The sequence below is a fragment of the Streptomyces sulfonofaciens genome, from assembly GCF_014656295.1.
Lineage (GTDB): Bacteria > Actinomycetota > Actinomycetes > Streptomycetales > Streptomycetaceae > Streptomyces > Streptomyces sulfonofaciens.
The window spans coordinates 20,821-46,637 of the sequence record NZ_BNCD01000011.1 but is presented as its reverse complement, the minus strand read 5'-3'; the positions used below and the strand labels follow the sequence as shown (position 1 = coordinate 46,637).

General features: G+C 74.6%; 19 protein-coding genes. 6 read left to right on the top strand and 13 right to left on the bottom strand.

Annotated features, from left to right (window positions below):
• Window positions 1-251: 251 nt before the first annotated feature.
• The 7 genes from IE313_RS18735 to IE313_RS18705 all read right to left on the bottom strand — a co-directional run bounded on the left by IE313_RS18735 (window position 252) and on the right by IE313_RS18705 (window position 8,529).
• Window positions 252-1,337, bottom strand: a complete 1,086-nt coding sequence (locus IE313_RS18735) for a glycoside hydrolase family 18 protein (RefSeq protein ID WP_189933662.1) — start codon at window positions 1,335-1,337, stop codon at window positions 252-254.
• Between the two features lie 155 nt (window positions 1,338-1,492).
• Window positions 1,493-4,495, bottom strand: coding sequence for a SpoIIE family protein phosphatase (locus IE313_RS18730; protein WP_373317022.1), 3,003 nt, complete (start codon window positions 4,493-4,495; stop codon window positions 1,493-1,495).
• Between the two features lie 153 nt (window positions 4,496-4,648).
• Complete coding sequence (locus IE313_RS18725) at window positions 4,649-5,056, bottom strand: ATP-binding protein (RefSeq protein WP_189933660.1); 408 nt, start codon at window positions 5,054-5,056, stop codon at window positions 4,649-4,651.
• Window positions 5,057-5,222: 166 nt separating this feature from the next.
• On the bottom strand, window positions 5,223-5,717 hold the full coding sequence (locus tag IE313_RS18720) for a (deoxy)nucleoside triphosphate pyrophosphohydrolase (RefSeq protein WP_189933658.1): 495 nt from the start codon (window positions 5,715-5,717) through the stop codon (window positions 5,223-5,225).
• Between the two features lie 74 nt (window positions 5,718-5,791).
• Window positions 5,792-5,974 carry an SPOR domain-containing protein gene (locus IE313_RS18715; RefSeq protein ID WP_189933656.1) on the bottom strand — a complete coding sequence of 61 codons (183 nt, stop codon included), beginning with the start codon at window positions 5,972-5,974 and terminating at the stop codon, window positions 5,792-5,794.
• A 766-nt stretch (window positions 5,975-6,740) separates the two neighbouring features.
• Window positions 6,741-7,616: a SigB/SigF/SigG family RNA polymerase sigma factor gene (locus tag IE313_RS18710; RefSeq protein ID WP_189933654.1), complete on the bottom strand. Its 876-nt coding sequence runs from the start codon at window positions 7,614-7,616 to the stop codon at window positions 6,741-6,743.
• A gap of 160 nt (window positions 7,617-7,776) precedes the next feature.
• Window positions 7,777-8,529, bottom strand: a complete 753-nt coding sequence (locus IE313_RS18705) for a GntR family transcriptional regulator (RefSeq protein WP_189933652.1) — start codon at window positions 8,527-8,529, stop codon at window positions 7,777-7,779.
• Between the two features lie 251 nt (window positions 8,530-8,780).
• Between IE313_RS18705 and IE313_RS18700 the strand changes: the two genes are divergently transcribed.
• Window positions 8,781-9,923 carry a threonine synthase gene (locus tag IE313_RS18700; protein WP_189933650.1) on the top strand — a complete coding sequence of 381 codons (1,143 nt, stop codon included), beginning with the start codon at window positions 8,781-8,783 and terminating at the stop codon, window positions 9,921-9,923.
• Between the two features lie 288 nt (window positions 9,924-10,211).
• On the opposite strand, the gene IE313_RS18695 is transcribed toward IE313_RS18700, so the two are convergent.
• Entirely contained in the window at window positions 10,212-12,602 is a 2,391-nt protein-coding gene (locus IE313_RS18695; protein WP_189933648.1) for a DEAD/DEAH box helicase, read from the bottom strand.
• Between the two features lie 461 nt (window positions 12,603-13,063).
• Entirely contained in the window at window positions 13,064-13,723 is a 660-nt protein-coding gene (locus IE313_RS18690) for a TetR family transcriptional regulator (protein ID WP_189933646.1), read from the bottom strand.
• A gap of 136 nt (window positions 13,724-13,859) precedes the next feature.
• Here IE313_RS18690 and IE313_RS18685 point away from each other — a divergent pair, with 136 nt between their 5' ends.
• Together IE313_RS18685 and IE313_RS18680 are read left to right on the top strand one after the other, a co-directional pair.
• The gene (locus IE313_RS18685; RefSeq protein WP_189933644.1) at window positions 13,860-14,843 is read left to right on the top strand and encodes a quinone oxidoreductase family protein; all 984 of its coding nucleotides are present in this window, start codon (window positions 13,860-13,862) and stop codon (window positions 14,841-14,843) included.
• Between the two features lie 77 nt (window positions 14,844-14,920).
• Window positions 14,921-15,685, top strand: a complete 765-nt coding sequence (locus tag IE313_RS18680) for an SDR family NAD(P)-dependent oxidoreductase (RefSeq protein WP_189933642.1) — start codon at window positions 14,921-14,923, stop codon at window positions 15,683-15,685.
• A gap of 120 nt (window positions 15,686-15,805) precedes the next feature.
• Here the strand turns inward: IE313_RS18680 and IE313_RS18675 are convergent, their stop codons facing one another.
• Complete coding sequence (locus IE313_RS18675; protein ID WP_189933640.1) at window positions 15,806-17,518, bottom strand: MFS transporter; 1,713 nt, start codon at window positions 17,516-17,518, stop codon at window positions 15,806-15,808.
• 515 nt (window positions 17,519-18,033) lie between these two features.
• Between IE313_RS18675 and IE313_RS18670 the strand changes: the two genes are divergently transcribed.
• Together IE313_RS18670 and IE313_RS18665 are read left to right on the top strand one after the other, a co-directional pair.
• Entirely contained in the window at window positions 18,034-18,720 is a 687-nt protein-coding gene (locus IE313_RS18670) for a response regulator transcription factor (protein ID WP_268256717.1), read from the top strand.
• Window positions 18,717-20,060, top strand: coding sequence for a sensor histidine kinase (locus IE313_RS18665; RefSeq protein WP_189933637.1), 1,344 nt, complete (start codon window positions 18,717-18,719; stop codon window positions 20,058-20,060). Before IE313_RS18670 ends, IE313_RS18665 begins: the two co-directional genes overlap by 4 nt.
• 337 nt (window positions 20,061-20,397) lie before the next feature.
• Here the strand turns inward: IE313_RS18665 and IE313_RS18660 are convergent, their stop codons facing one another.
• Window positions 20,398-21,426 (bottom strand): chitinase, encoded by a 1,029-nt coding sequence (locus IE313_RS18660; protein WP_229924757.1) that lies wholly within the window; start codon window positions 21,424-21,426, stop codon window positions 20,398-20,400.
• Between the two features lie 404 nt (window positions 21,427-21,830).
• Window positions 21,831-22,835, bottom strand: coding sequence for an extracellular catalytic domain type 1 short-chain-length polyhydroxyalkanoate depolymerase (locus IE313_RS18655; RefSeq protein ID WP_189933635.1), 1,005 nt, complete (start codon window positions 22,833-22,835; stop codon window positions 21,831-21,833).
• 32 nt (window positions 22,836-22,867) lie between these two features.
• On the opposite strand from IE313_RS18655, the gene IE313_RS36435 reads away from it, so the two are divergent.
• Window positions 22,868-23,410, top strand: a complete 543-nt coding sequence (locus tag IE313_RS36435) for a pentapeptide repeat-containing protein (RefSeq protein ID WP_189933633.1) — start codon at window positions 22,868-22,870, stop codon at window positions 23,408-23,410.
• A 341-nt stretch (window positions 23,411-23,751) separates the two neighbouring features.
• Here IE313_RS36435 and IE313_RS18645 read toward each other — a convergent pair whose 3' ends face one another.
• On the bottom strand, window positions 23,752-25,677 hold the full coding sequence (locus tag IE313_RS18645; protein WP_189933631.1) for an alpha-L-fucosidase: 1,926 nt from the start codon (window positions 25,675-25,677) through the stop codon (window positions 23,752-23,754).
• Window positions 25,678-25,817 lie beyond the last annotated feature (140 nt).

Below are 25,817 nucleotides of genomic sequence, written 5' to 3'. Positions count from 1 at the left end.
GGTCGGCAGTCCCCTCCCGGGTGCCGCTGTCCTGCGCGCGCGTGGAGGCCGTCGACACGTCAGCAGCCCGGAGGCGCTCGCCCGCGACCGCGGCGCCCACCACGGGGACGACGGCTTCCGCGGACCGGGTGCACATGCTTTCCGGCCGGGTCGGCGACCTCGCGCCCGCCCCCGGTCAGGGCGTGATCGCCGCGGCGCCCGCCCAGCAGCTCGGCCGAGGACGCTGCGGCGCCCCTGCGGCGGGTGGGGCGCTACGGGAGCCAGCCGGCCCGGTAGGCGGCCCAGTCCTCCTCACGGGCCGCGAAGTCGACGTACAGGGCGACCCCGAAGTGGTCGCGGTCGCGGTCCGTGCGGCTCAGGCCGAGCCGGGCGCCGCGCACCGCGGCCGCGACGGTCTCCGCGAAGCCCCAGTGGCCGGGATCGTTCTCCTGGTAGAAGGGCAGGCCCATCAGCAGGTCCGTGGTGGGCGGCGTGACCTGGAGGGCCAGGGCCGTCTGCTGGGCGGCATAGCCGCCGTACAGGCTCTCCAGCGGCATCGCCGTGTCGTACGACATGACGGCGATCTGGTCGACCCGGCGGGCGACCTGGGCGAAGAACGCCTGCGACCACCACTTGGGGTGCCCGGTGACGGTGCCCGCCAGGGTGTGCAGCGCCGGGAGCGGGTCGATCTGGTGTGCGGCGACGGACAGCACCGCGCCCCGGGAGTGCGTCAGCCGCCGCAGCCGGTCGAGGAGTGCCGGATAGGCGCTGTCGCCCGAGTGCAGCGGTTCGAGGTCGAGGTGCACCCCGTCGAAGCCGGCGGCCAGGACCTGCCGGGCGGCGGACACCATGCGGTCACGGGTGGCGGCGTCCTGGAGGCGGAGCCCTTCGGGGCCCTCGGTGGCGAGTTCGTCGCCCAGCCAGGCCTGCACACGGACCCCGGGCAGCGCGCGGTGCACGGCACGGACCAGCCATCCCGCCCTCGGATGGGCGGCCGGCGGCAGCGAGCCGTCGTGTTCCAGGGGGCCGGCGTGCACGAACAGGTCGTGGATGCCGGTGCCCGACAGCCGCCGGCCCAGGGCCCGCACGTCCGCGTCGTCCTTGCGGCCGTCCACCCAGGCGTGGCCGAGCCACAGCGCATCGCGGCCCCTGGTGGTGGTGCCGGCCGCCGGGTCGCCCGCGTAGTCGACGCGCAGCGCGATCCCGGCCGCGGCCGCCGGGACGAGCAGCAGTACCACGAGCGCGAGGGCGGCCCGTGCCGGCCACTTCCGCGCACCGCTCCCGCCCCGCCGCAGCCGGCCCGCGAAGCCGGCGCCCGCCCGCGCGAGCACGCGCACGCGTGCGGACCCGTCTCGCACCGTCCCGCGCACCCCTCATCACGCCCCCTGTGTCCACCCCGCCCGCCCCACACCCCGTCTGTCAGCCCTGCCGGTCCTGCCGGGTCCGTCCCCGGCGGACCGGCAGGCCACCCGGCGGTCGTGGCCGCATGGTCGGGCCCGTGTCCTGCGAGGCGTCAGAAGAGGCTCAGCAGGGCCTCTGCCGGGTCCACCGCGCTGCCGTCGCCGTTCGGGAGGGGCATCTCGAACCAGACGGTCTTGCCCCGCGGTGTGCGGCGCGAGCCCCAGGCGGCGCTGAGCAACTGGACGAGTTGCAGCCCCCGGCCGCCCTCGTCGGTGTCCCGTGCCCGCCGCCTGCGCGGCTGGACGAGGCCCGCGTCCCAGACCTCGCACACCAGGGTGCGGTCCAGCAGCAGCCGCAGTCTGATCTCTCCCTCGCCGTACCGCAGCGCGTTGGTGACCAGCTCGCTGACCAGCAGCTCGGTGGTGTCCGCGAGGGGTTCGAGGTCCCAGGTGAGCAGTTGGGCGCGGGCGTACTCGCGCCCGCGGCCGACGCTCCGCGCCTCGCGTGGCAGGGTCCAGTCCCCGACGGCCTCCGCCGGCAGCCCCTGGACGCGCGCCATGAGCAGCGCGACGTCGTCCTCCCCGTGGTGGGTGTTGAGGGTGTTGAGGACGTGGTCGCAGACGTCCTCCAGGGGTCGTGAGGGCTCGGTGAGCGTGCTCAGGAACGCCTGGAGGCCCTCGTCGAGCGGGTTCTCGCGCGACTCGACGAGGCCGTCCGTGTAGAGCGCCAGGAGGGCGCCTTCCGCGAGGTCGACCTCGACCTCCTCGAACGGCTCACCGCCGACCCCGAGCGGCATGCCGGGGGGCACGTCGAGCATCAGGGCGGGCTCGCCCGGCTCGACGATCACCGGCGGCAGGTGGCCGGCGTTGGCGAAGGTGCAGCGCCGGGTCACGGCGTCGTAGACGGCGTAGATGCAGGTGGCCAGGTAGACCTCGGAGAGGTCGGCGTCCCGGGACTGGCGGGCGGCCCGGGTGGCCTGCTGGACGCCGCCGGGGGTGCCGAGGCCGCGGGCGATCTCGTCCAGCGCGGAGAGCACCTCGGCTGGCTCCAGGTCGAGCAGCGCCAGCGTCCGCACGGCGGTGCGCAGTTCGCCCATGGCGACGGCGGCGCGCAGACCTCGGCCCATGACGTCGCCGACGACGAGTGCCGTGCGGTGCCCGGGGAGTTCGATGACGTCGAACCAGTCGCCGCCGACCTCGGTGGCGGCGTTGCCCGGCAGGTAGCGGCAGGCTATGTCGAGGCCCGACGCCTCGGGGTCGCCGGGCGGCAGCAGCGAGCGCTGGAGGATCAGGGCGCGTTCGTGTTCGCGGCGGTACAGCCGGGCGTTGTCGATGCAGACGGCGGCCCGCGCCGCGAGTTCCACGGCGAGCGCCCGGTCGCGCTCGCCGAACGGCTCGCTGCCCTTCGTGCGCGAGAACTGCGCGAGGCCGACCACGGTGTCGTGGGCCACCATCGGCACGGCCAGGGTGGACTGGATGAGGCCGCGGTCGGCGGGGATGTGCCTGGGGCGTCCTATCCGCAGGGCCTCGGCGCAGGGCGAGGCGAACGGGTAGTGGTGGACCGCGCCCACCGCGACGGGCGCGGGCCCGTCCGCGAACGGTGCGTCGGAGACCGCGCTCGCGAAGGCGACACGGCGCAGCTCGGCGCTGCCCGAGCCGGACCTCGCGCCGGCCGCCGCCCATTGGCCCGACGGGGACTCGTCCCCCTGGAGCAGCCCTTGGTAGAGGTCGACGGAGGCGAGGTCGCAGAAGCCGGGGACGGTGACGTCCAGCAGCTCCCGGGCCGTGGTCTCCAGGTCGAGGGAGTTGCCTATGCGGGCGCCGGCCTCGTTCAGCAGGGCGAGGTTGCGGCGGGCGTGCGCGGCCTCGCGGGCCGCGGCGTGCCTGCGGGTGACGTCGGTGCCCAGTCCCGCGACGCCGATGGGCGTACCGGAGCCGCTGTGCACGCGGTAGAGGCTGACCGACCAGTGGCGCCGCTCGCTGGAGCCGGGGGCGGGCCCGACGAGCTGCATGTCGTTGACGGCCTCCCCGGTCTCAAGGACGCGGCGCAGCGCGGCGGTCAGCCGGTCGGCCTCGCCGCGCGGGAGGTAGTCGTGGACGGTGTGGCCGCGGTGGTCCTCGGCCGCACCGCCGAAGACGGAGGCGAAGCGGCGGTTGGTGCGCCGTACCCGCAGGTCGCGGTCGAACAACAGGAAGCCGTAGGGAGATTGCCCGAAAATCGCCTGCGAGGCGGCGAGGTCGGTCTCGATGTGGCGGAGCACCCGGACGTCGACGACGATGCAGAGCGCGGCGTGCTCGCCGTCCGCCGTCTCGGTCGGCATCACGTAGATCTCGGCGATGCCGTCGGCTTCGGCGGCCGGGACCCCGCGCCCGGTCCGGCCTGTCCCCCGGTCGCGCCCGGTCGCCGTGCCGCGTTCCCGCCCGAGGAGCCCGCGCGTTTCGCGGCGCCCGCCCGGCCCGCCCCCGGCCTCCCGAGCGTCCTGGGTGCCCTCGGTCTCCTGTGCGTCTCCCGTGCCCGGTTCCGTCGCGGAGACGGGCAGCCGGAAGGGTACGGAGCCGGTCCACTCCCGGCCGTCCAGGATCTCCGTCATCTTGCGGTGGCCGTGCGGGCGCAGGTCGGGCGGGACGAAGGCCTCGATGGGGTCCTTGCCGAGGGCGTGCGCGGCGCGGATGCCGAAGAGCTGTTCGGCGCGGGCGCTCCACTGGTCGATGAGGCCGTCGGGGCCGATCGAGAACGAGGCGACCTTGAGGTGGTCGTAGAGGGAGCCGGGCGGGGTGTTCTGCCACATGCCGTCGCTCGCGGGCTCGCCGGGGACTGCGAGGGGCTCGCCCGCGCCGGTGACGTGCGAGGCGAGGTGCGTCGAGACCTCGGATGCCAGGCCCTTAGCGGGGCCGGGTCGCACGCCGCCGCGCGCGACACCGGGGGGAGCACCCTCGGCATCCTCGCGCGCCGAGGAGGGCACGCCTGGGGCGCCCGCGGTGCCGCCCACCGCGCGCCCTGCCGTCGAGCCCCGTGTCCCGCCGGGGGCGTCGTCGGGAAGGTTGCCGGGCGCGTCGCCCGTGGAGCCGCCCGATGGCGGCTCGGACGCCCGGGCCCTCGCTGGTATCTCGCTCACGCGAACCGTCCCCTCCAGCTCACCGCGTCCGGTACCGGTCTCAAGATGCGGCTGTCGGCAGTATCCAGCACTCCGGGCCCATCCGACACGGTGTTCACGATCACAGCACGGTCCCAACTCTTTTCGGCCTGTGGGACCGGCACTCCCTGTCTTCTAACCGGGCAGGGACAGCTCGAACCACACGGCCTTGCCCGTACCGGCCTGGCGCGCGCCCCAGCGGCTGGTCTGCCCGGCCACCAACTGCAGCCCGCGGCCGTTCTCGTCGTCCGCTGCGGGGATCCGGAAGGAGGGCAGGTCGGGTACCGGGTCGGAGACCTCCACGAGCAGGGCGCCGGGCCGCAGCGGAGGGCGGGCCAGCCGTACGACGATGGGGCCCGCGGTGTAGCGCAGGGAGTTGGTGACCAACTCGCTCACCAGCAGCGCCCCGACGTCGGCGACGGCCTCGACGCCCCAGTCCCCCAACTGGCCGCGGACCCGGGCGCGGGCGGTGGCCACGGCGCACGGGTCCGCGGGAAAGGTCCACTGGACGCAGTCACCGGCGATGTCGATCACGCCGATCACCTCGAAAGTAAGCAGACAGGGACATGGAGGCTCTTGGTTGGAAATACCCGATTATCACCCTGGGTATCCCGCGAGTACGCCTCCCACTCCGTACTCCCGTGCCCCCGGCCGTCCGCGCGGGCCGGAAGCCCGGTCGCCGGGGCACGGCTCGCCCGAAGGCGCCCGTTCAGAAGGGCTCCGCACGCCCGAGGTGCTGTCCCGGCAGGCGCCGCCCCGTGCGGCTGGGGGGCGCCGGGGCCTCGGGGGGCGCGGGCGGTGCGGTGGGCTCCGGCGGCCAGGCGTGCCGCGCGGCTTCGCGCACCGCGGGAACGTCCTGGTCCAGCCAGGGAACGTGCCAGAGGTCGGCGGGGGCGAGCCAGCGGAGGGCGTCGTGGTCCTGGAGGGGGCGGGGCTCGCCCGTCACGAGCCGCGCGGTCCACACCTGGAGCGTCCAGCCGGGTGCGAGGGGCCAGCTCCCGGAGATCCTTTCGAGCGGCCGGGCCTCGACGCCCAGCTCCTCGCGGAGCTCCCGCACCAGCGCCTGTTCGGGGACTTCGCCGGCTTCCACCTTGCCGCCGGGCAGCTCCCAGCGGCCGGCCAGCTCGGGAGGCGCACTGCGGCGCGCGGCCAGCAGGCGTCCTCGATCGAGCAGGGCGGCCGCCACCACGATCCGCTCCGTCATCGGCCCGCGATCCGTACCGTCGTCATGGTCCGCAGCGTCATGGAGCGGAGCCTACGGGAAGGGTGCGGGCGTGCTCACTGGGCGCCGCCCTGGCCCGCGCGCTCGACCCAGTACAACTGCTTGGGTCCGCGGTCGTCGAGCCTGTCCGCTATCTGCTGGGCCTCCGCCTTGGTCGCATAGCTGCCGATCCGGTAGCGGTTGCCATTGTCATCCTTGCGTATGACCAGCCAGACCAGCGGGGTCGTGCTCTCGCTCATCGCGCTCCTCCACCCCCTTCCCTCTCCGAGTCCCCGGTCGGCGTCCGGTCCCGATCGCCAAGGAAACCGCACCACGCATATGCCCGAGCCTACGCCCGACCTTTACTCAGCGGATACGGAATTACACAAAGAGGTACGCGACCAGCCAGGAAACGCAAGACGGCTGCGAGACGGAAAAGCGGAACGGGCCCATGATCACGGGGCTGGAGGGCATTTTACGCGGCCATGCCCAGCCGTGAGGGCGCATACGGGCACTCGGGGGCGTAGGGCCATGGGTCACGCGCAGGTGGTGCGGGCGCGGCACCAGGCGGGCCCGCATGGGGCCCTGTGCGGGGCCCGCACGCGGGCAGGACGCACGGGGCGGGACGCACAGGGGGCAGGACTCACGGGACGGGGACGCGCCCGGCGTCACCCGTGCTCGCCATCACCTGCCTCCGCGGGCAACGGTCGTCCGCTGCCGACCCACGGGAGCGGGCCCGCGGCGGGCGGGCCCGTGAACGGGTCGGTCCATGGACGGGCGGGCCCGCCAGCCGGCGCCCGGACCCGGGCCGGAGCCCGGGTCGCGCTCGCGGGAGGAAGCGGGTCGGTCGGCCGCCGGTCGCCGGCGGCTCTCGCTCCGTCGCGGGCCGCCCGAGCCGCGGGACGGCACCTGACTGCGGGCGCGCTCACGGGAGGCGGCCGAACCACGGGCGACCGCGGGACGGCACCCGGGCCGCGGCCCGGCACCCGATCCTCGAACACGGCATTCGACCGCCGCGCACGGCACTCAGTCCGCGGCGAGGATCCCCTCGCGCAGGCGCGTGGTGATACGGGTCAGCAGGCGCGAGACGTGCATCTGGGAGACTCCCAGCTCAGCACCGATCTCGGCCTGGGTCATCTCCTCGCCGAATCGCAGTCTGAGGATCTTCCGGTCCCGCTCCCCCAGCTTCGCGACCAGCGGCTTGAGGGCCTGGACGTTCTCGACGACCTCCATCTCCTCGTCGGGCACGCCGAGCACGTCCCCCAGGCTCTCACCGCCCTCGTCGCTCCCGCTGTCCAGCGGCGCGTCGAGCGAGGAGGCCGTGTAGGCGTTGGCCGCCACGATGCCCTCGATGATCTCCTCCTCGTCGCGGCCCAGGTGGGCGGCGAGTTCGGCGGGCGTGGGCGAGCGGTCGAGGCGCTGGAACAGCGCCTCGTTGGCCTTGGCCAGGTCGATCCTCAGCTCCTGGAGGCGACGCGGGACGTGGACGTCCCAACTGGTGTCGCGGAAGAAGCGCTTGATCTCACCGATGATGCAGGGCATCGCGAACGAGGCGAACTCGACCTCGCGGCTGAGCTCGAACCTGTCGATGGCCTTGATGAGCCCGATGGTGCCGACCTGGACGATGTCCTCCATCTGGTCGGACCGGGTGCGGAACCTGGTGGCGGCGAACTTCACCAGGGCGAGGTTCAGTTCGATCAGCGTGTTGCGTACGTCCTGGTATTCGTGTGTGCCTTCTTCCAGCTCCGCCATACGGGCGAAGAACAGCTTGGAGAGCTCACGGGCGTCCTTCGGTGCCACCGCGAGTGCGTTCTCCACGTGCGGCAGCTCGTGGGCGCTCTCCTGGTGTCCTGTGTGTTCAACCTCCGCCTGCGCGAGTCCAGTCGGGACCCGGGTCGCCATGGACACTGCGTCCTCCCCATCTCGTCGGTGAGGTGCGCTTACCCAGCCGATGCGCAGGCATACCAACAAGTTCGGACAGGACTTCTGGACGGCCCGCGCACCGGGCGCCGCACGCGCGCCCGAGGGCCGGGCCGCCCGCGCACCGCAGGGCACCGGCCGCTCAGCGCACCGGCAGGTGGTACGCCAGCCGGTACCGGTCGGCGGGCACGATGACGTCGGCCGTCTCGACCGCGCGGCCGGACGCGAAGTAGGTGCGGCGGATGTCGATCACCACGTGCCCGGGGACGCCGCCGAGCGCGACCAGCTCCTCCGCCAGGCCGGGGCGCGCGCCCACCTCCTCCGTGACGTTGTCCACGACCAGGTCGATGGCGGCCATCCGCTCGACGACGCCCATGCCGCCCAGCGGGCCCTCCTCGGGGAGCATCACGGGGGTGCGGCCGGTGAGGGCGAGGGGTTCCCAGGAAGTGGAGAGCATCAGGACGTCGCACGAGTCGCGGTACACGTAGTGCGTGCACATCACGGGATCGCCCTGGGCGATGCCGAGGCGCTCGGCGATCCCCGCGCCCGCCTCCGCCCGCTCGCTGCGCGACTCCCAGGTGCCGCGCACCGCCGCGTCGGCCTGCTCCTGCCGGAAGGGGGTGGCGCCGCCCGGCGGGCGGTAGCCGGAGCGGGCGATGCGGCGCGGCACGGGCCGCTCGCGCACATACGTGCCCGACCCCGACCGGCCCTCCACCAGCCCCTCCGCCATCAGCACCTTGCGCGCCTCCAGGGCGACGGTGTCGGAGACGCCGTACTGCTCGCGGATCCTGGCCTGCGACGGGAGGCGGGTGTGAGGCGGAAGCGAACCGTCGACGATCTTCTTGCGGAGATCACCTGCGACACGCAGGTACGCCGGCTGTTCACCGAATGTCACGGGCCACTCCCATCAGATTGACAGACAGCAACAGCGTGGCAACCGAGGGTTGTTACCGCAAGTAAAGGCCAGAGAATCACTCGAAGTGATTACACGCCCGCGCACCTGGGATTTTGTCCGCCGCTCAATCGTTCACCCGGGAGGGTGCCTCGGTGTCTGCCGCCCGGATGCCGTACGTCCCGGTCACACGCCGACACCACCGATGCCTCCGCCCCGGCCCCGCCGTCGGTACCGCTGATTACCCTGCGCATATGACAGCCTCGCCCGACCGCTACTGCCCGGACGACGGCACCCGGGTGCCGACCGGTTCGCTCGCCTGGTGCTGCCCGGTCTGCGCCGGCCCCCTGGACCTGGACTTCATGCCGACCCCCGCGCCCCTGAAGTCCCTCGCCGGCCGGGTCGGCTCCCTGTGGCGGTACGCCGAGTCGCTGCCGCTGCACGACCCGTCGGTCTCGCTGGGCGAGGGCCGCACCCCCCTGGTGGCGCTGCGGGAGGGGATCTCGGCCAAGCTCGACTTCCTCATGCCCACGCTCTCCTTCAAGGACCGCGGCGCGGTGCTGCTCGCCGAGCTGGCGCTGCGGCTCGGGCCGCGCCGCGTGGTCGCCGACAGCAGCGGCAACGCGGGCACCTCGATCGCCGCGTACTGCGCGCGTGCCCGACTGCCCTGCACGGTCCACGTCCCGCGGGGCACCTCGGCGAAGAAACTGGAGCAGATAACGGCGCACGGGGCGCGCGTCGAGGTGGTGCCGGGCGATCGGGAGGCGACGGCGGGCGTGGCGCGCGGTGCGGCCGACGAGCCCGGCACCTTCTACGCCAGCCGTGTCCACAACCCGTACTTCCTGCACGGCACCAAGACCTACGTCCACGAGCTGTGGGAGGACATGGGGGGCCGCCTGCCGGATGTGCTGGTGGTACCCGTCGGCAACGGCACGCTGCTGCTGGGCGCGTCCCTCGCCGTGGAGGAGCTGTACGCGGCGGGCCTGATCGGCCGTCGGCCCGCCCTGTACGCGGTGCAGGCCGCCGCCGTCGCCCCGCTCGCCGCGGCCTGGCAGGAGGGCGCGGACGACCTGCTCCAGGGGGCCCCGGCGGGGCCGACCCTGGCGGAGGGCATCGCCGTCCCGCGCCCGCCGCGCGCCCGCCAGATCCTGCGGGCGGTCCGCGCCTCGGGCGGCACCTTCCTCACCGTGACGGAGGACCAGATCCGGCACGCCCAGCGTGACCTCGCCGCGCGGGGCCTGTACGTGGAGTCGACGGGCGTGGCGTGCTGGGCGGCCGTCAGGGAGCACGACGCCTTCCGCGGCGAGGGCGCGCGCACCGCCGTGGTACCGCTGTGCGGGGCCGGTCTGAAGACCGGTATGGCACCGGCACCGGCGTCGGCACCGGAGACGGACTGAGAGCACGCCGACCGGGCCCGCCGGCGGACGGCTGCCCCGCTCCCGGTGGCGGACGGCTGCCTCGCTCCCGGCCCTGGGACGGCGGTCCACACCCCCTGCCGTCCCCCACCTCGGCTGGGGCTGCCGTCCCCGCCCCGGTACCGGGGCGGCCGTCCGTCCCGCCGGGGCGTGGCCGGCGGCACCGGCTGCCCGTCCCGGCCGGTGCCGCCGGGCACCGTCGCGGCCGTTCTCCCGGGTGCCCGGTCGGGCCACCCGCCGGCGCCCGGCCAGGACAGGTCCGCCGCCCGGTCAGGGCGCCGGGGGCCCCGCCTCGCCGGAGCCCGCACGAGCGGCTGCGCAGGCCGTCCGCACGGCCAGTCGGCGCTGCTCGTCCTCGACGATGTGCCGGACCAGGGTGCCGTCGGAGATGTCCACGGCGTCCGGGGTCGCCTCGGCCATGTCGCTGCGGCGGGCGTAGGCGTCGAAGAGCCGGGCCTTGTCCTCCAGGGCGGCGAGCATGCGCTCGTCGACGCTGCCCGCGGCCAGCAGCCGGTGCACCCGCACGGTGCGCACCTGGCCCATCCGGTGCGCGCGGGCCACCGCCTGGTGCTCCAGGGTGGGCTTCACCTGCGGCTCGCAGAGGATCACCACCGAGGCGGCCTGCAGGTTCAGCCCGACGCCGCCCGCCTCGATCTGGCAGAGCAGTACCGCGTGCCCCTCGACCGCGCCGAAGTCGTCGACCGTCCGCTGCCGCCGCGCCGCGTGCATCTCGCCGGAAACCGGTCCGAAGACCGGCCCCGAACACCGGTCGTCCCGGCCCCTCCCGCTCTCCAGGGCGAGCCGGACGGTGCTCAGGACCTCGCGGAAGTACGAGAACACGACCGCCTTCAGACCGTTGCCCGCGGCGTCGGCCACCAGTTCGCACAGCCGCTGGAGCTTCGCCGACGTGGCCGGGTGGGCGTAGGCGGCCCTGCGCATCGCCATGAAGTTCCCGGCCTCGACCGCCGCACGGTATGCCTCACGGTCCGCCGCGCCGAGCTCCTCCCACTCGTCCACGTGCAACAGCGCGGGCAGCTCGGTGAGCACGTCCTGCTGGTTGCGCCGCAGATAGGCCGGGGCGACGGCCCTGCGGAACGCCTGGGAGCCCGCGGCCGCGCTGCGGCCCTCGAAGCCCGGGAGCAGCTCGGGCCCCAGGTGGCGGACCAGGCTGCGGAACTCCTCCACGCGGTTCTCCATCGGAGTGCCCGTCAGGAACAGCACCCGCTCGCAGCGCCCGGCCCACGCCGCGACCGCGCGGGAGCGCCTGGTCTGCGGGTTCTTGACGTAGTGCGCCTCGTCGACGACGAGCAGCGCGGGCAGCGGGACCGGATCCGCCGGCCGCTCCGCCTGCGGTGCCGCGCCCGGCGCCGGGCGTCCGGCGACGGTGTCCGCGCCCGCGCACACGGCGGCGGCGAGCGGCGCGTCCGGTGCCTCCGACACGTCCGGCACGTCCGGCACGGCGAGTGCGTGCAGGACGTCGAAGGTGGTGATCGCGACGCCGCCGCCCGTGCGCCACTCGGCGTAGGCGTCATGGCGCTCGGGGCCGTGCACCGGCACCGCCTTCAGGGCGCTGCGCGAGGTGATCTCACGGGTCCAGTTGATGAGCACGCTCGCCGGGCACACCACCAGGAAGTGGCGGTGCCCCCCGGCGGCGAGGTGCGCGAGCGCCGCGATGGCCTGCACCGTCTTGCCGAGGCCCATCTCGTCCCCGAGGATCACCCGGCGCTGCACCAGGGCGAAGCGCGCGCCGAATGCCTGGTAGCCGCGCAGGGAGACGCGGCAGTGGGTGTCGTCCAGGGCCTGCGCGCGGACCCGCTCGGCCACCTCCAGGGGCAGGAAGCCCTGGGCCGCCGCGAGGTCGCCGCCGTCACCGGGTGCCTCGTCGGTCTCGGCGAGCAGGCTGTAGTACTCGGCCGAGCGGAGCTCGAAGTCGACCCATGCCTCGACCTCGGAGGCCGGCTCGCGCAGCAGGTCGGCGCCGACCTGGGCGAGCAGCAGCGGCAGCCCGCGCTCCGCGGTGCGCTCGGTCAGCGCCCGCAGGTCGGCCACCGCCGCCAGCGCACCGGCCCGCTTCCCGCGTCCGGCCAGCAGCATCCGCAGCCGGCTCGCGGCCGGCTGCGCGGCGGGCAGCAGCGCGGCCAGGGCGGTGTCCAGCCGCTGCGCCGCGCCCACCGCCCGGCTCAGTTGCGGCCCGGCGCCGACCAGCTTGTGCAGGGCGGTGACCAGTGCGGTGGTGCGCGGCCGCGGATGGTCCACGTCGATCCGCACCGCCACCGTCTCACCGACCGCACGGGCGATCTGCCGGGCCGCGGCCAGGGCCTGGTCCGCGGTCTGGGCGCCGACGCCGGGCACCTGGCGCAGCTCGCACCTGCCGGCCGCGTGGACCCGGCCGACCGAGTCGAAGCCGGCCTCCTCCAGCGCGGCGAGCCGCAGCCGGCCCCCGGTGGCGTCCTTCAGCCGTGCGACGGGGATGGCCGCCAGCTCCCGGTCGACGAGTTCGTCCCGCAGGGGCCGCACGGCGCCGCGCACGGCCTCGCGGGCCCGGGCGTGGTCGGCCAGCAGCGCCCTGGCGGCCTCGTGCAGCCGCTCCGCCCGGGCGCACAGCTCCCTGACCTGCCGTCCGCCGGGCCGGCCCGCGCCGCCGGCTGCGCCCACTGCCATGCCGCCCCTCGCCGCCCGCCGCACGGGCGGCGGCGGTGCGCCCATCCTTCCACGCGCGGCGACCCGTGCAGGGCGTCGGTCGACCGCGTGAGCGGCCCACCGGCCGACGGCCCCCGCGCGGGCACGCGGCCCACCGCCCCGGCCCGCGAACGCCCTCTCGCGCGCCGCCTCCTGACGGCACCCGTCCACCCGCGCGGGGTCCGCCCGCCGCGGCTGTCCGCCCACCCGTGCCACTCGCCCGCCCGCGCGTGCCGCTCGTCCGCGATCGCCCGGGCCGCCGGGGGCGCACGTGCGGCAGCACGGGGGCGCCGGCCGCCTTGGCGCGGGGAGGCCGTCGGACGCGACGCGCCGCCGGACGCGGCACGCCGGTGGTCGGCCCGGGCGCGGGCCCGGGATCCCTGGCCACGGGGCCCGCCGTCCGCTCCCGGGCGGCCGCGGCACGGCCACCCGGTCCGGAGGCGCTAGAGGGACGGGCCGCCGGCCGAGGCGAGTCCGACGGCGGTGGCCTGGAGGAGGCGGACGAGGCGGTCCTCGAAGTCGAGCGCGGCATGGGCCCAGCGGGGCTCCTGGGCGTAGAGCCGGGCCAGGGTGGGCGTGGGGTGGGAGAGCTGCCAGAGGTTGGCGGTCATGCCCAGCGCCGCCGCGATGAGGTCGTGGACCTGCTCCGCGGTCATGGCTCCCGTGGCGGTCAGGGTGTCGACGATGGTGTCGTACGCCGCGAACGAACGGGTCTTGTAGCGGCGCGCGCGCTCGATGTCGACCTCGCCTTCGAGGCTGAGCGGCACATGGGTGAGCAGGTCGCAGAAGAGCGGCAGCGAGGCGAGGGTGGTACCGACGGCCGCGGCGGTCTCGGGCGGTGTGAGGCCGCGGGCGCCGGCGAGCCGTGCGGTGAGCGTGTCGCACCACTGGCCCCATCCGCGTTCCGCGAGTTCGAGGAGGAGTTCCTCCTTGCTGGCGAAGTAGCGCCGGACGGCCGAGGGGTGCAGGCCGGCGGCCTCGGTGACGGCCGCGAGGGTGACGTGGCGCACTCCTCCGAGGCGGGCGGCCAGCGTGCCCGCGGCCTCCAGCAGGTCCTCGGCGCGGCGGAGCTTGGCCTCCTGGGAGCGGGCTCGACGGTGCATCCCACCAAGGTAACGCTGCCGGAGTGCGTTAAGGGCTCCCGGGTGTGTTAGCGTGCAGGTAACGCAATCCTATTGCGTTAAAGGGAGGCACCTGCCGCCTCGGCGCGGTGCTCCCGGCCACGAGAGGAGAACGGTCGTGCACGCTGCCGTCGTCACACGTTTCGGGGGCCCCGGGGTCTTCGAGCTCAAGGAGCTGCCCGATCCGGTGCCCGGGCCCGGCGAGGTCGCGATCGACGTCAGCCACGCCGCCGTCGGACTGGTCGACGCCTTCATCAGGCAGGGCCAGTACAAGTCACGGCCGGGCCTGCCGCAGCCGCCCTACGTGCCCGGCCTGGAGGTGGCCGGCACGGTCCGGGCGCTCGGCGAGGGCGTCGAGGGCCTCAGGGTCGGGGAGCCGGTGGTGACACTGTCGGCCACCGGGGCCGACGGCGGCTATGCCTCCGTCACCGTCGTCGACGCCGTGTTCGCCGTCAGTCTGGAGGGCTCCGGCGTGGACCCGGCGCTGGCGGCGGCCGCGGTGCCCAACGCCGCCACCGCCCACCTGGCCCTCACCGGGGTGGCGCACCTGGAGCCCGGTGAGCGGGTGCTGGTGCACGGCGCGCTGGGCGGGCTCGCCTCCGCCTTTCCCGGTGTCGCCCGCGTCCTGGGCGCCTCCGGCGTGGTCGGCACCGTCCGCCGTCCCTCGCTGGCCGCCGCGCGTGCCTCGGCCCTGCCCTACGACGACATCGTGGTCGCCGAGGACCTCGTCGAGGCCGTCGGCGACCAGCGCTTCGACGTGGCCGTCGATCCGGTCGGCGGCCGGCTGCGCACGGACACGCTGGCGGTGATGGCGCCGCTGGGCCGGATACTGCTGGTGGGCAACGCCAGCGGCGACTGGGAGCACACCGTGCAGACCAACGCCCTGTGGGGCGCAAACCTCGCCCTGCTCGGCTTCTCGGTCGGCTTCTACCTGCCCGCCCACCCCGAGCAGGCCGCCCCCGCCGCCCGGGCCGCCCTGGAGGCGATCGGTCGGGGCCTGGTCGACATCCGCACCGAGACCCTGCCGCTCGCCGAGGCCGCGGAGGCGCACCGCCGCATCGAGAGCGGGCAGGTGGGCGGCCGGATCGTGCTGGCGCCCTGACCGCCACCGAGGCACACCAGGCGGCTCGCACACGTCCGGCAGCACGGGCACCCGACAGCACAGACAAGGAAACCGGAATGTCCCGTTTCACCGGGAAGACCATCATCGTCACCGGCGCCGGCTCGGGGATAGGCCGTCAGACCGTCCACCGTTTCCTGGCCGAGGGCGGCAACGTCGTGGCCGTCAGCCGCACGGAGGGCAGGCTGCGCGAGGCCCTTGCCGGCCTGCCGGACGACCGGCTGCACCTGGTGGCCGGCGACGCCGGTGATCCGGCGGTGGCCGGGCGGGCGGTGGCCGCCGCCGTCGACCGCTTCGGGGGCCTCGACGTCCTGGTCAACAACGTGGGCAACGCCCTGCGCGGCGACGTGGCCGCGGTGGACCCCGAGGAGTGGGCCGATCTGCTGCGCACGAACGTCACCAGTGCGTACCTGTTCGCCCGCGCGGCGCTGCCGGAACTGGCCCTCCGACGCGGCTCGATCGTGCAGGTGTCCTCCGTCCAGGGGGACCGGGCGGAGTACGGGTGGGTGGCCTACAACACCAGCAAGGGCGCGATCGAGAGCATGACCAGGTCGATGGCCCTTGACCACGCCGCAGAGGGGGTGCGCGTCAACGCGGTCGCGCCCGGCCTCGTCGACACCCCCCGGACCGCCGGTGCCGGACCGGAGGCGCTGGCCCCCATCGTCGCGAGGACCCCCCTCGGCCGGGCCGGCACACCGGCGGAGATCGCGGGGGTCATCGCCTTCCTCGCCGGCGATGACGCCTCCTTCGTCACCGGAGCCGTCGTCCCCGTCGACGGCGGACGCGCCGCGTCCCTCGGCTCCGTCCGGCCCGCGGACGTCTGATCCCGCCGCGCCCCCGTGCTCCGTCACACCGCGCGACGGGACGGGACGGGACGGCGCGGCGCGGCGGGGCGACGGGACGGCACGGCGGGGCGACAGGACGGCACGGCGGGGCGGCGGCGCTCAGGTGTCCGCGGGCTCCTTCAGCAGGCCCGGCGCAGGTCCTGTGGCCGTCTCGACCAGCGGCTTGCCGAGCGTCTCCGCGCCGTATCTGGCGAGCACCAGCCCTGCGGCGACCAGCGGCACGACGCAGACCACCGCGAGGCCCTCGATGCCGGGTGCGGAGGTGAGCAGCAGCGGCCCGAAGAGGCCGCCGGCCTTGCTCCCGGCCGCGGCCACCCCACTGCCGGTGGCCCGCAGCGCCGTCGGGTACACCTCCGTCGCATAGGGCGCGAGCAGCGCGATCATGCCGCCCGCCGCGCTCAGCAGCAGGGCCGTCAGCACCACCAGGGCGGTGCCGTGCCCGGGCCGCTCCGGCCGCAGCACGGCGAAGCCCGCCAGCACCAGTGCGGTCGCGACGGCGTAGCCGATCATCGCCTTCTTGCTGCTCCACCGCGCGTACAGCACCGCGGCGACACCCGTGGCGGGCACCGCGAACACCGACGAGACGAAGAGCAGCGAGCTGGCGTGGGTGCCGGCCCCCGCGGCGCTCAGGAAGGTCGGCAGGAAGGTGATGAAGCCCCAGTTGACCAGTCCCCAGCTCACTCCGAAGAGCACGATGACACCGGTCTGCCGCCGGAACGCCGGGGACACCAGCGTCGTCAGCCTGTTCGGCCCTGCGGCGACGTCAGGTGCGTCGGGCACGGCGGAAGCGGGGGGCACGGCGAGTGCGGGGGCCAGGACGGACGCGGCGGGCACGGGGGGTACGGCGGGCGCGGCGGCCGGCGCCCCGGTCGGCGCGTCGGCGTCCCGGTCGGTGGTGGCGACCGCCCGGATGCCGTAGCGCGCCATGATCTGCGCCGCCTCGTCCTCTCGCCCGGAGGCGATCAGGAACCGCGGCGACTCGGGGATCCAGCGGCGCAGCATCAGCAGCAGGAGCCCGGTCGGCAGGTTCAGCAGCCACAGCACCCGCCAACTGAAGTGCGGCACGAGCAGCGTCGAGCAGCCGCTCGCCACCAGGTAGCCCACCGCGGCGCTGAACCCGCTCTGCGCCACCACCAGCCACCCCCGGTGCCGGGAGGGCACCGACTCCGACATCAGCGAGTACACCGTGGGCAGCATGCCGCCGGCTGCCATGCCCATCAGGAAGCACATCACCAGGTTCCACTGGAACGACGGCATGAACCCGCAGATGGACGTCGCCACGTACATCAGGGAGGACATGAGTACCGTCGAGCGCCGCCCGTACAGGTCGGCGGCCCAGCCCCACACCAGGGAGCCCACCACCGTGCCCACGATCGCGACCAGCGGCAGCAGCGAGGCCTGGTCGGCGCTGAGGTCGTACTCCATGCGCATCCCCGGCACCACGAAACCGAGCGACGCGGGCTTCATGGTGTCCACCACCAGGGCCACGGTCAGCACGGTCACCAGGGCCCGGTGCGCGCCGGTGAACTTCGCCGTGTCCAGGGCCGTGAAGCGCGCGGTGGGCGCCTTGGCCGCCCGGGCCCTGACCTGTGCGCGGGTCGGCAGCAGGCCCCAGCCCGCGGCCGCCAGGCCGACCAGGATGAGCACCATGCCGGTGGTCATGGCCGGGTCCATCCCCATGTCCGCCATCATGAAGCCGTCGTCGCGGACGCCGAGGTACGAGGGGAAGTGCAGCAGCACGCCGACCACCACGAGCAGCGAACCGAGGCCGAACGCGGCCCCCTTCACCGCTCCGGGCCGCCCGCTCAGCACGACGCCTCCCGGCCGGCGGCCGACGGCCCCGGCACCGGCACCGTCCGCGGCGCGGACTCCCGGTCACCCGGCGGCCCGTCCACGACCTGCCACCCGGTTCCTGTCACCGGTTGCTGCAGCGGTTCACGCGTCAATTGCGGCCTCCAGGGGCGCGGCGGGGGACAGTGCGGACGCCATGCGCGCGCGACGTTAGCGCGCGGATCTCAGAGCCGTCCCAGAGCCGACCCGGAGCGGTTCGGGAGCGGTACGGGAGCGGTTCCACCACGGTTCCGCAGCGGTGGCAGGTCGTCACCGGGTCGTCCCGCGGCCGCTGTGCGGCCGGCCCGCGGCCGTCGCGTGCCGCCCCGTGGCCGCGGCACCGGCGGGCGGGTGCGGCCGGGGCGCGCGGGAACACCCGGCCGGGCCGGCGGGTTGACGCCGGGGCGCCCTCGGGAGCCGTGCCGGCGTGCCGTTGCGGCCCCGCGGCCGTCCGGTCCAGCATGGGCGGCACCGGAGCACACCTGGAGGCACGGACGGTGTCAGAAAGACCATCCGCCACAACGGAGGACCGGCGTCTGCTCGTTGTCGAGGACGACCCCGAGCAGGCCCGGATGCTGGCCGACCTGTTCACGCAGGAGGGCTACCGGGTCGACGTGGCGCTGGACGCACAGCAGGGACTGCACCTCGCCCTCGACCGGGTGCACCGCGTCATGGTGGTGGACCGCGGGCTGCCCGCGGCCGACGGGGTCGACCTGATCAGGCGCCTGCGCCGGGCCGGGATCACCGCCCGCGTCCTGGTGCTGACCGCGCTCGGCGACGCCGCGGACCGGGTCGCGGGCCTAGACGCGGGCGCCGACGACTACCTGGGCAAGCCCTTCGACGTGGACGAGTTGCTGGCCCGGGTGCGCGCGCTGCTCAGGCGCCACCTCGATGCGGCGGAGGTGCTGGCGGTCGGCGCCGCGGAGCTGGACGTGGCCAGGCGCGAGGTGCGGCTGCCCGGTGGTGCGCAGGTGCCGCTGTCGGGCCGCGAGTTCGCACTGCTGCGGCTGCTCGCCAGCCACCCGCGCACCGTCTACGCCCGTCGCGACCTGCACAGCCGGATCTTCGCCGGCGCCTCGGCGGACTCCCTCGTGGACACGTACGTCTACTACTTACGGCGCAAGCTGGGCCGCGGTGTGATCCGAACGGTGCACGGCCTCGGCTACCGGCTGGGCGGGCTGTGACCCGCGCCCGGGGCGCACCGGCCGGGCCGCACGTGCCGGACGGCGGGCAGACCCGGATGCTGGCCCGTGCCCGGCGGGCGATCACGGCCTGGGTGACGGCCGTGGCCGCGGTGCTCCTGCTGGTGGTGGGCGGTGTCATCTACGCCGTGACCACCCGGGGGCAGTCGTCGGACATCAGCCGCGACCTGCGGTACGCGGCCCGGTACGCCGACGTGTCCGCACCGCCGGCCTGCGTCTGGCTGGTCGTCACGCACGGTGCCGCGACGTACCGGTCGCCCGGCACTCCGGCGGGCTTCCCGGTGCGTGCCGCGGTGCGGCAGGTCAGGGCCGGGCGCGGCGACGTCTCACGCGACGTGACGGTGGGCGGTGCGCACTACCGGGTGCTGACCACGCACCGCGGCCGGGACGTCGTGCAGGCGGTGCGCGATCTGCGGTACGCCCGGCAGGAGCGGCACCACCTGCTGATGGCCGTCGCGGCGGCCGAGGCGGCCGGACTTGCGGGCGCGGCCCTCCTCGGGACGCTGCTGGCGCGCAGGGCGACGGCGCCGCTGGGCGAGGCGCTGTCCCGCCAGCGACGCTTCGTCGCCGACGCCAGCCACGAACTGCGCACCCCGCTGACCCGGCTGCACACCCGCGCGCAGCTCCTGGTGCGGCTCGCGGGCACGCTGGCGCTGCCCGAGCCGGTCGCCGCCGACCTGCGGCAACTGGTCGCCACCAGCCGGCAGTTGGGCGATGTGATCGACGACCTGCTGCTGTCCGCCCGGTTGCCCCACGCCCCGGTCCTGACGGTCGCGGTGGACCTCGCCGCGCTGGCCGAGGAGATCTGCCGGGAGGAGCAGGTGCGCGCCGGCCTTGACGCGCTGACGCTCACGGCACGTGCGGAGGGCGGACCGCACCTGGTCGCGGGCGTGCCGTCGGCGCTGCGCCGGGCCGTCTCCGCACTGGTCGACAACGCCATCGGACACACACCGCCGGGCGGCCGTGTCACGCTCACCGTCGGCGCGCACGGCGACGGCAGCGTCGTGCTCACCGTGCGGGACACCGGCGGGGGCTTCGAACCGCACCGTGCCGAGCACCTCTTCGAGCGGTTCGCGCACGGGCACACCGGGCGGGGGCGGCGGTTCGGTATCGGCCTGGCGCTGGTGCGCGAGGTGGTGCACGGCCACGGCGGCTCCGTCCACGCGGAGGGCGAGCCCGGCTCCGGTGCCCGGTTCACGGTGCGCCTGCCCGCCCTGGCCCCCGCGGACCGCCCGCAGCGCCCGAGGACGCGGCCGTGCCGGGCCGCGCTGGCGCGGCGGCCCGCGGCGAAGGAGCGGGCGCCGAAGCCGACGGCGCGCTGAGGGCGACCGTGCGCCGAGGCGGCGGTGCGCCGGTCCACGGCAGACGGCGGGCCCGGGACCGGGCCCGTCAGGCACCGCCCCGGCCGGGTCACGGCACCGACCCCACCGCGTCCCGGCACCGACCCCACCGCGTCCCGGCACCGACCCCGCCGCGTTCCAGCGCCGCCCCCGCCTCCCGGCACCGTCCCGGCCGCGTCCCGGCATGTCCGTCGGTCCCCGGCTGCCGGCCGGCGGCTGGTCCATGCCGCCGGCCGCCGGCACGCCCGCGCCGGTCCCCGCGCCCCGGCGGGGCGCGGTCCGCCCCCGAAGGAGCACGGGCGCCCCTCGGAGCCCTGGATCAGGCGCCGTTGAAGGCGTCGGTGAACGCCAGTTGCCCCTGGTCCACTCCGCTGCACGTCGACGACGCGTCGGGCTTCTTGACGCCCTGCCGGGCCGCCGAGGCGCACGAGGTGTCGCGGTTCGCGGACCAGAACGCCAGCCGTCCGACGCCGTTGCTCGCGGCCCAGCTCGCCACCGACGAGGCGTTGTCCAGCGAGAAGACGGAGTTGTCGTCGTTGACGCCGATCATCGGGGTGATGCCGAGGTTGGCGTAGCCGTAGCTGGAGTCGACCGACTGCATCTGACCCAGTGTGGCCTGGGCGGCCGCGATCGCCGCCTTACCCATGTCCTGGTCGCCCTGGTAGTAGTCCATCGTCATGATGTTGACGACGTCGATCTTGACGCCGGCGTCCTTGGCGGCCTTGATGATGTTGACACCGTCGGCGGTCAGGCCGTCGGGCAGCACCGGGAGGGTGACGGAGAACGTCAGGTCGGGGTTGGCGGCCTTGAGGTTCTTCATCGCCTGCATGTTGCGCGTCGCGGCGGCGGTGTCCGCGATCGCGCCGCCCTCGATGTCGAAGTCCAGCGAGTTGACGCCGTAGGAGTCGATGATCTTCTGGTAGCCGGCCTCGATCGCGCCCTGGTCCGTACAGGTCCAGGCGAGCGGCAGGCCGGCCGCCCCGCCGGAGGAGATGATCACGGACGCGCCCTCGGACTGCGCCTTCTCGATCAGCGGGTCGGTGTTGGAGTCGTCGCCGACCGGGAGGGTGTCGCCCCAGATCTGGTTGCAACCGGAGCCGAGCACGAAGGCGGCGGTGAACGACTTGACGCCGTGCTCGGTGATGGCGGTGTCGAGCAGGTTCTCGTTGGAGTTGGACATGTCCGTGTACGGCGCGAAGCCGGCGGCCGCCGGCTCGGGCGCAGGCTCCGCGGAGGCCGACGGCATCACCGCGACGGCGGTGCCGATCGCGAGCGCGGCCACCGCCGCTCCCACCGCGGCCCGGGAGCCGGGCTTTCCAGATGTGGGCATGCCAAAGAGACGGCGCATAGTCGTGTCTGTCCTTCCATGACGGCGTGGGGGGGGCCACCGGCTCCGGCGGTGGGAGGTTCCGGGGGGAACCCGTTGGGGCACCGGGACGGCGGACGTGCGTACATATTTGGACTAGACCAAAGTGGCCGTCAAGGCCGTGGCGCAACCTTTCCGCAATCCCCGCACAGCCACCCCGCCCGCCCGGGCCCGCCGGGTGGTCTCCCCGACAGGGCCGGGGCCCGCCCGGCCTGTGCGCACATCCACACCCCGAACGGGAGGAGCGGGCGCGGGTACGGCTCTTGGCCCGTACCCGCGCCCGCCGGTGCGGACCGGGTGCGCGCGCTGCCGCGCAGGCGCCCGCTACCGCGCACCGGGCAACGGGCACCGCGCACCGGCCGCGGCAGGGGCGCCGGGTGCCGGTGTCAGGTGGTGATGCCGAAGAAGGCGAGGGCACGGGCCGCCATGCCGCTGGTGGGCAGGGAGTGGCCCACGCCCGCGAGGCTGATGCCCTCGACCGGGGCCTGGTTGGTGTTGCCGCCGTAGCGGGTGCGGGTCCAGCCCGACTGCGGCTGGTCAGTGGAGACGGGGGTCTGGCTGACGCCGAGGACGTTGGTCCACTGCTTGATCTCCTCGCCGAAGTTGGGGTAGCGCAGCGTGGTGTCGGCGGTGCCGTGCCAGAGCTGCACACGCGGGCGGGCGCCGCTGTAGCCGGGGTAGGCACCGCGCACGAGGTCGCCCCACTGCTGCGCGGTTCTGGTGATCTGGCCGTTCGCGCAGGCCGTGTTCCAGCCGGAGCCGTCGGTGGTGGCGAAGCAGCCGAAGGGCACGCCCATGAAGGCGGCGCCGGCCTTGAACAGGTCGGGGTAGTCGCCGAGCAGGACGTCGGTCATCATCGCGCCGGAGGAGGCGCCGGTGACGAAGACGCGGCCGGCGTCGGCCCTGTGCTGCTGGATGGCGTACCTGACCATCGACGCGATGCTGGTCGGGTCGCTGCCGCCGTCGTGCCTGAGGGCCTGGGGCGAGGAGACGTCGAAGCACTGGCCGCTGACGTTGGCGTCGGGATAGACGACGATGAAGCCGTACTGGTTGGCGAGGTTGGCGAACTCGGTGCCGGAGAAGAATGCCTGGGCACTGCCGGTGCAGAAGTGGACGGCGACCAGGACCGCCGGGTTCGACCGGACCGTGTCGGGCACGTACTCGTACATACGCAGGTTTCCGGGGTTGCTCCCGAAGTTCGCCACCTGCGTCAACGAGGCCGCGGGCGCCCGCACGCCGGCCCGCGCGGCGGCGTCGGCCGACGGGTGGGCGGCATGCGTGGACGCGTACTGCGGGGCGGCGGGCGCGGCGCCGGCCACCGCCGTGGACAGGGTCAGCAGCGCCGCCGCCAGCAGGGCGGTCAGCGTGCCGGTACGGAGTCTGTCGAGCATCGGGGGCCCTTTCTGGGCTGCGGGTGCGGTGGATGCGGATACCGCCCCGGTGCCGGCCCGGACCGCCCCCGTCTCGGACCCGGACGCCGAGTGCGGCGTCGAGCGTGTGCGGATACGCAGATGTGCGGATACGCAGAAGCGCAGATGTGCGGGGTGCAGATGTGCGGGGTGCAGATGTGCGGGGTGCAGATGTGCGGGGTGCAGATGTGCGGGGTGCAGATGTGCGGGGGTGCAGACATCCGGACGTGCGGGTGCGCAGGAGTGCGGACGTGCCAGTGTCTCGTCCGCACGGTCTGCCGAGCCCCTGCGCGCCGTGCCCGATGACGTGTCGCCCCGCGGCGTACGCGTGTACGCCGTGCTCGGGCACCGGCGTGCGGCTGAGCGGACGGCGTGCGGAGCGCCTGACACCGGTGTTTTCGAAAGGGTGCCGAAACAATCGCACCATGACCGTGGTCAGTCAAGTATGGAGAATGGGCCAGGGGCCTGAACTCACCACCCCTCAAAGGGCGTTACCAGCACAGTTCGGGAACGAGGACAGACAGGGCCCCTCCCGGCAGCGGAGACACCAGCCCTGACACGCCTAAAGTTTCGCCCCGCATGGGCGTCATCGCGTCGACCCGCGCGCCAACGCCTGGGCCCCACAACACAGCCGGCACACCGCAGTCCGCACGAGGCCGGTCCGCACGAGGCCGGTCCGCACGAGGCGGGTCCGCACGAGGCAGTCGGCACACCGCGGTCAGCACCGCGGTCCGCACCGGCCAGCACACCGCGGTGGGCGAACCGCGGCCGCGGGCCGCACGCGCCGCGGCTTCCCTGCCCCGCACGCGGAGCGCCGCCGGCCCGAGCGGCCGGCGGCGCTTCCCCCTCCTCGGCGGCTCCCGGTCCGGTGGCGCCGGCAGCGGGTTCCGGTGGGTGCCTAGGACCCCGCCTCCGCCGTCCGGTAGAGCCCGACGGTGGCGAGGTGCGGGGTGGCGCGGGCGGCGTCGATGCGGATGCGGATCCGGGTGGTGGTCACCGGGTCGTCCGTGAGCAGCAGGCGCTCGTAGCCGATGGTGGTGCCGTCGGCGGCCCGGGTCCACCGGCCGTCCTTCCAGATGTCCACGGTGAACTGCTCGACGTGCTGGCCGCGGGTGATGTCCTCGCCGAGCGCGAGCTGGTCGAAGGTGGCCGGGTGCGGCAGGTCGAGCGTGAGGGTGCCGGTGGTGGCGCCGGCCGGGGGCGACCACGCGGTGGTCAGGCTCCGGTCGGCGAGCGCCCGCGGCGCAGTCAGCAGATTGGTGGCGTAGGTGTCGCGGACGGCGGTGCCGAAGGACGTCAGCGAGGCCACGTCGGCGTCGGCGATCCGGCCGTCGGTGCCCGGCGGCGTGTTCAGCAGCATGACGGCGTTGCGGCCGACGGACTGCTGGTACTTGGTGACGAGGGCGGCGGGGGACTGCGGTGACTCGTCGGCGTGGTAGAACCAGCCGGGCCGGATCGAGGAGTCGGCCTCGGCCGGGAACCACTGGAGGTAGCGCACGCCGGGGCCGGTGAGCACGGCCCGGGAGCCGATGTCCTCGGCCTGTGCGCCGCCCGGGATCAGTCCCTCGTTGTGCGCGGTGGACGGGTCGGCGGTCGCCGGCACCACGCTCCACTCGCCGGTGCGGGCCACCCCCGCCTCGTTGCCGACCCACCGGGTGCCCTGCGGTCCCGCGAAGACCACGGTGTCCGGCGAGAGGGTGCTGATGAGCTTGAACCAGGCGGTGAAGTCGTACGGCTCGCTCACCCCTGAGCCGGCCCAGGGGTTGGCGCCGTCCAGCCAGAGCTCGTCGATGGGGCCGTACTGGGTGAACAGCTCGTACAACTGGTTGAGGTAGTACGTGTTGTAGTCGTCCTCGGTGACGTGGAAGGTCGGCAGGGTGCCGCGGGCCACCGCGGCGGCGCGGTCGTCGCCGGGGACGAGGATGGGGATGGTGCGGGGCTCGGGGGTGCTGCCGTTGCCGTAGCGGCCGCTGCCCGCGGGCGGGGCGGGGGCGTCCTGGAGGGTGGCGACCTCAGCGGTGGAGCGCTGGGACGGATCCTTGGCCTCGATGGCCGGGATGTAGGTGTCCTTGTGCCAGGCGTGCGGCAGTTCGGCGCCGTCGGTGGGTGACAGGTAGATCCCGACGCGCAGGCCCGCGGCGCGTGCGGCGCGCACGTAGGAGCCGAGGATGTCGCCGTCCGGGTTGCGGCAGCCGGCGTCGCGGACCTGCCAGAGCGCCGACGGGTCGGTGTCCCTGCGCTGCTCGGCGGCCTCGCGCTCGGCGGCCACCCGGTCGGCTCCGGCACAGCCGGAGGTACGGACCCACCAGGGGCTCGCGACGATCGAGTGGTCGGAGTACCGGGTCGGGTACAGGACGAAGCCGTCGTGGTGCTTGGCGGTGAAGATGACCTCCTTGGCACCGCTCGCCTTGTAGGCGCGCATCCACTGCGCCACGTCGGCCGAGGGCGGGTCGAACCGCGACTCGTCCTCCATGCCGGAACCCCACTCGCGGTCGGTGAAGGTGTTCATCCCGAAGTGGGTGAACGCGATCACCTTCCGCTGCTGCCAGGCCACCTGGGAGGCCCTGGGCACGATGTTCGCGGCCTTCTCGACGATCCGCTCCGGGCTGTCGCAGGACTCGACGGGCAGCACGGACGCGGGGTGCACGGGGCCCCGGCACGCGTCCTTCGCGGCGGACGCGGGCGCGGCGGGCGCGGCGGACGCGGGCGTGACGGTCGCGGACGGCAGGAGCCCCACCACCGCGAGCGCGGCGGCGAAGGCCAGGCCGAGCGCTCGGCGCGGGCCCCCTCCTCGGCGGCCGACGGACTGCTGAAACAGTTTCATCGGGTGCAACGGCTCCCTTCACCACTGAGGGCCCAGGCCCGGCGTCCGGTCGCTCCTGGACGTGCGACACCGCCTTGACAGGCCTGCGGCGTGATGAGAATAGTTACCGCGTCAGCCGATAGGAAGAGGTAATTATTTTC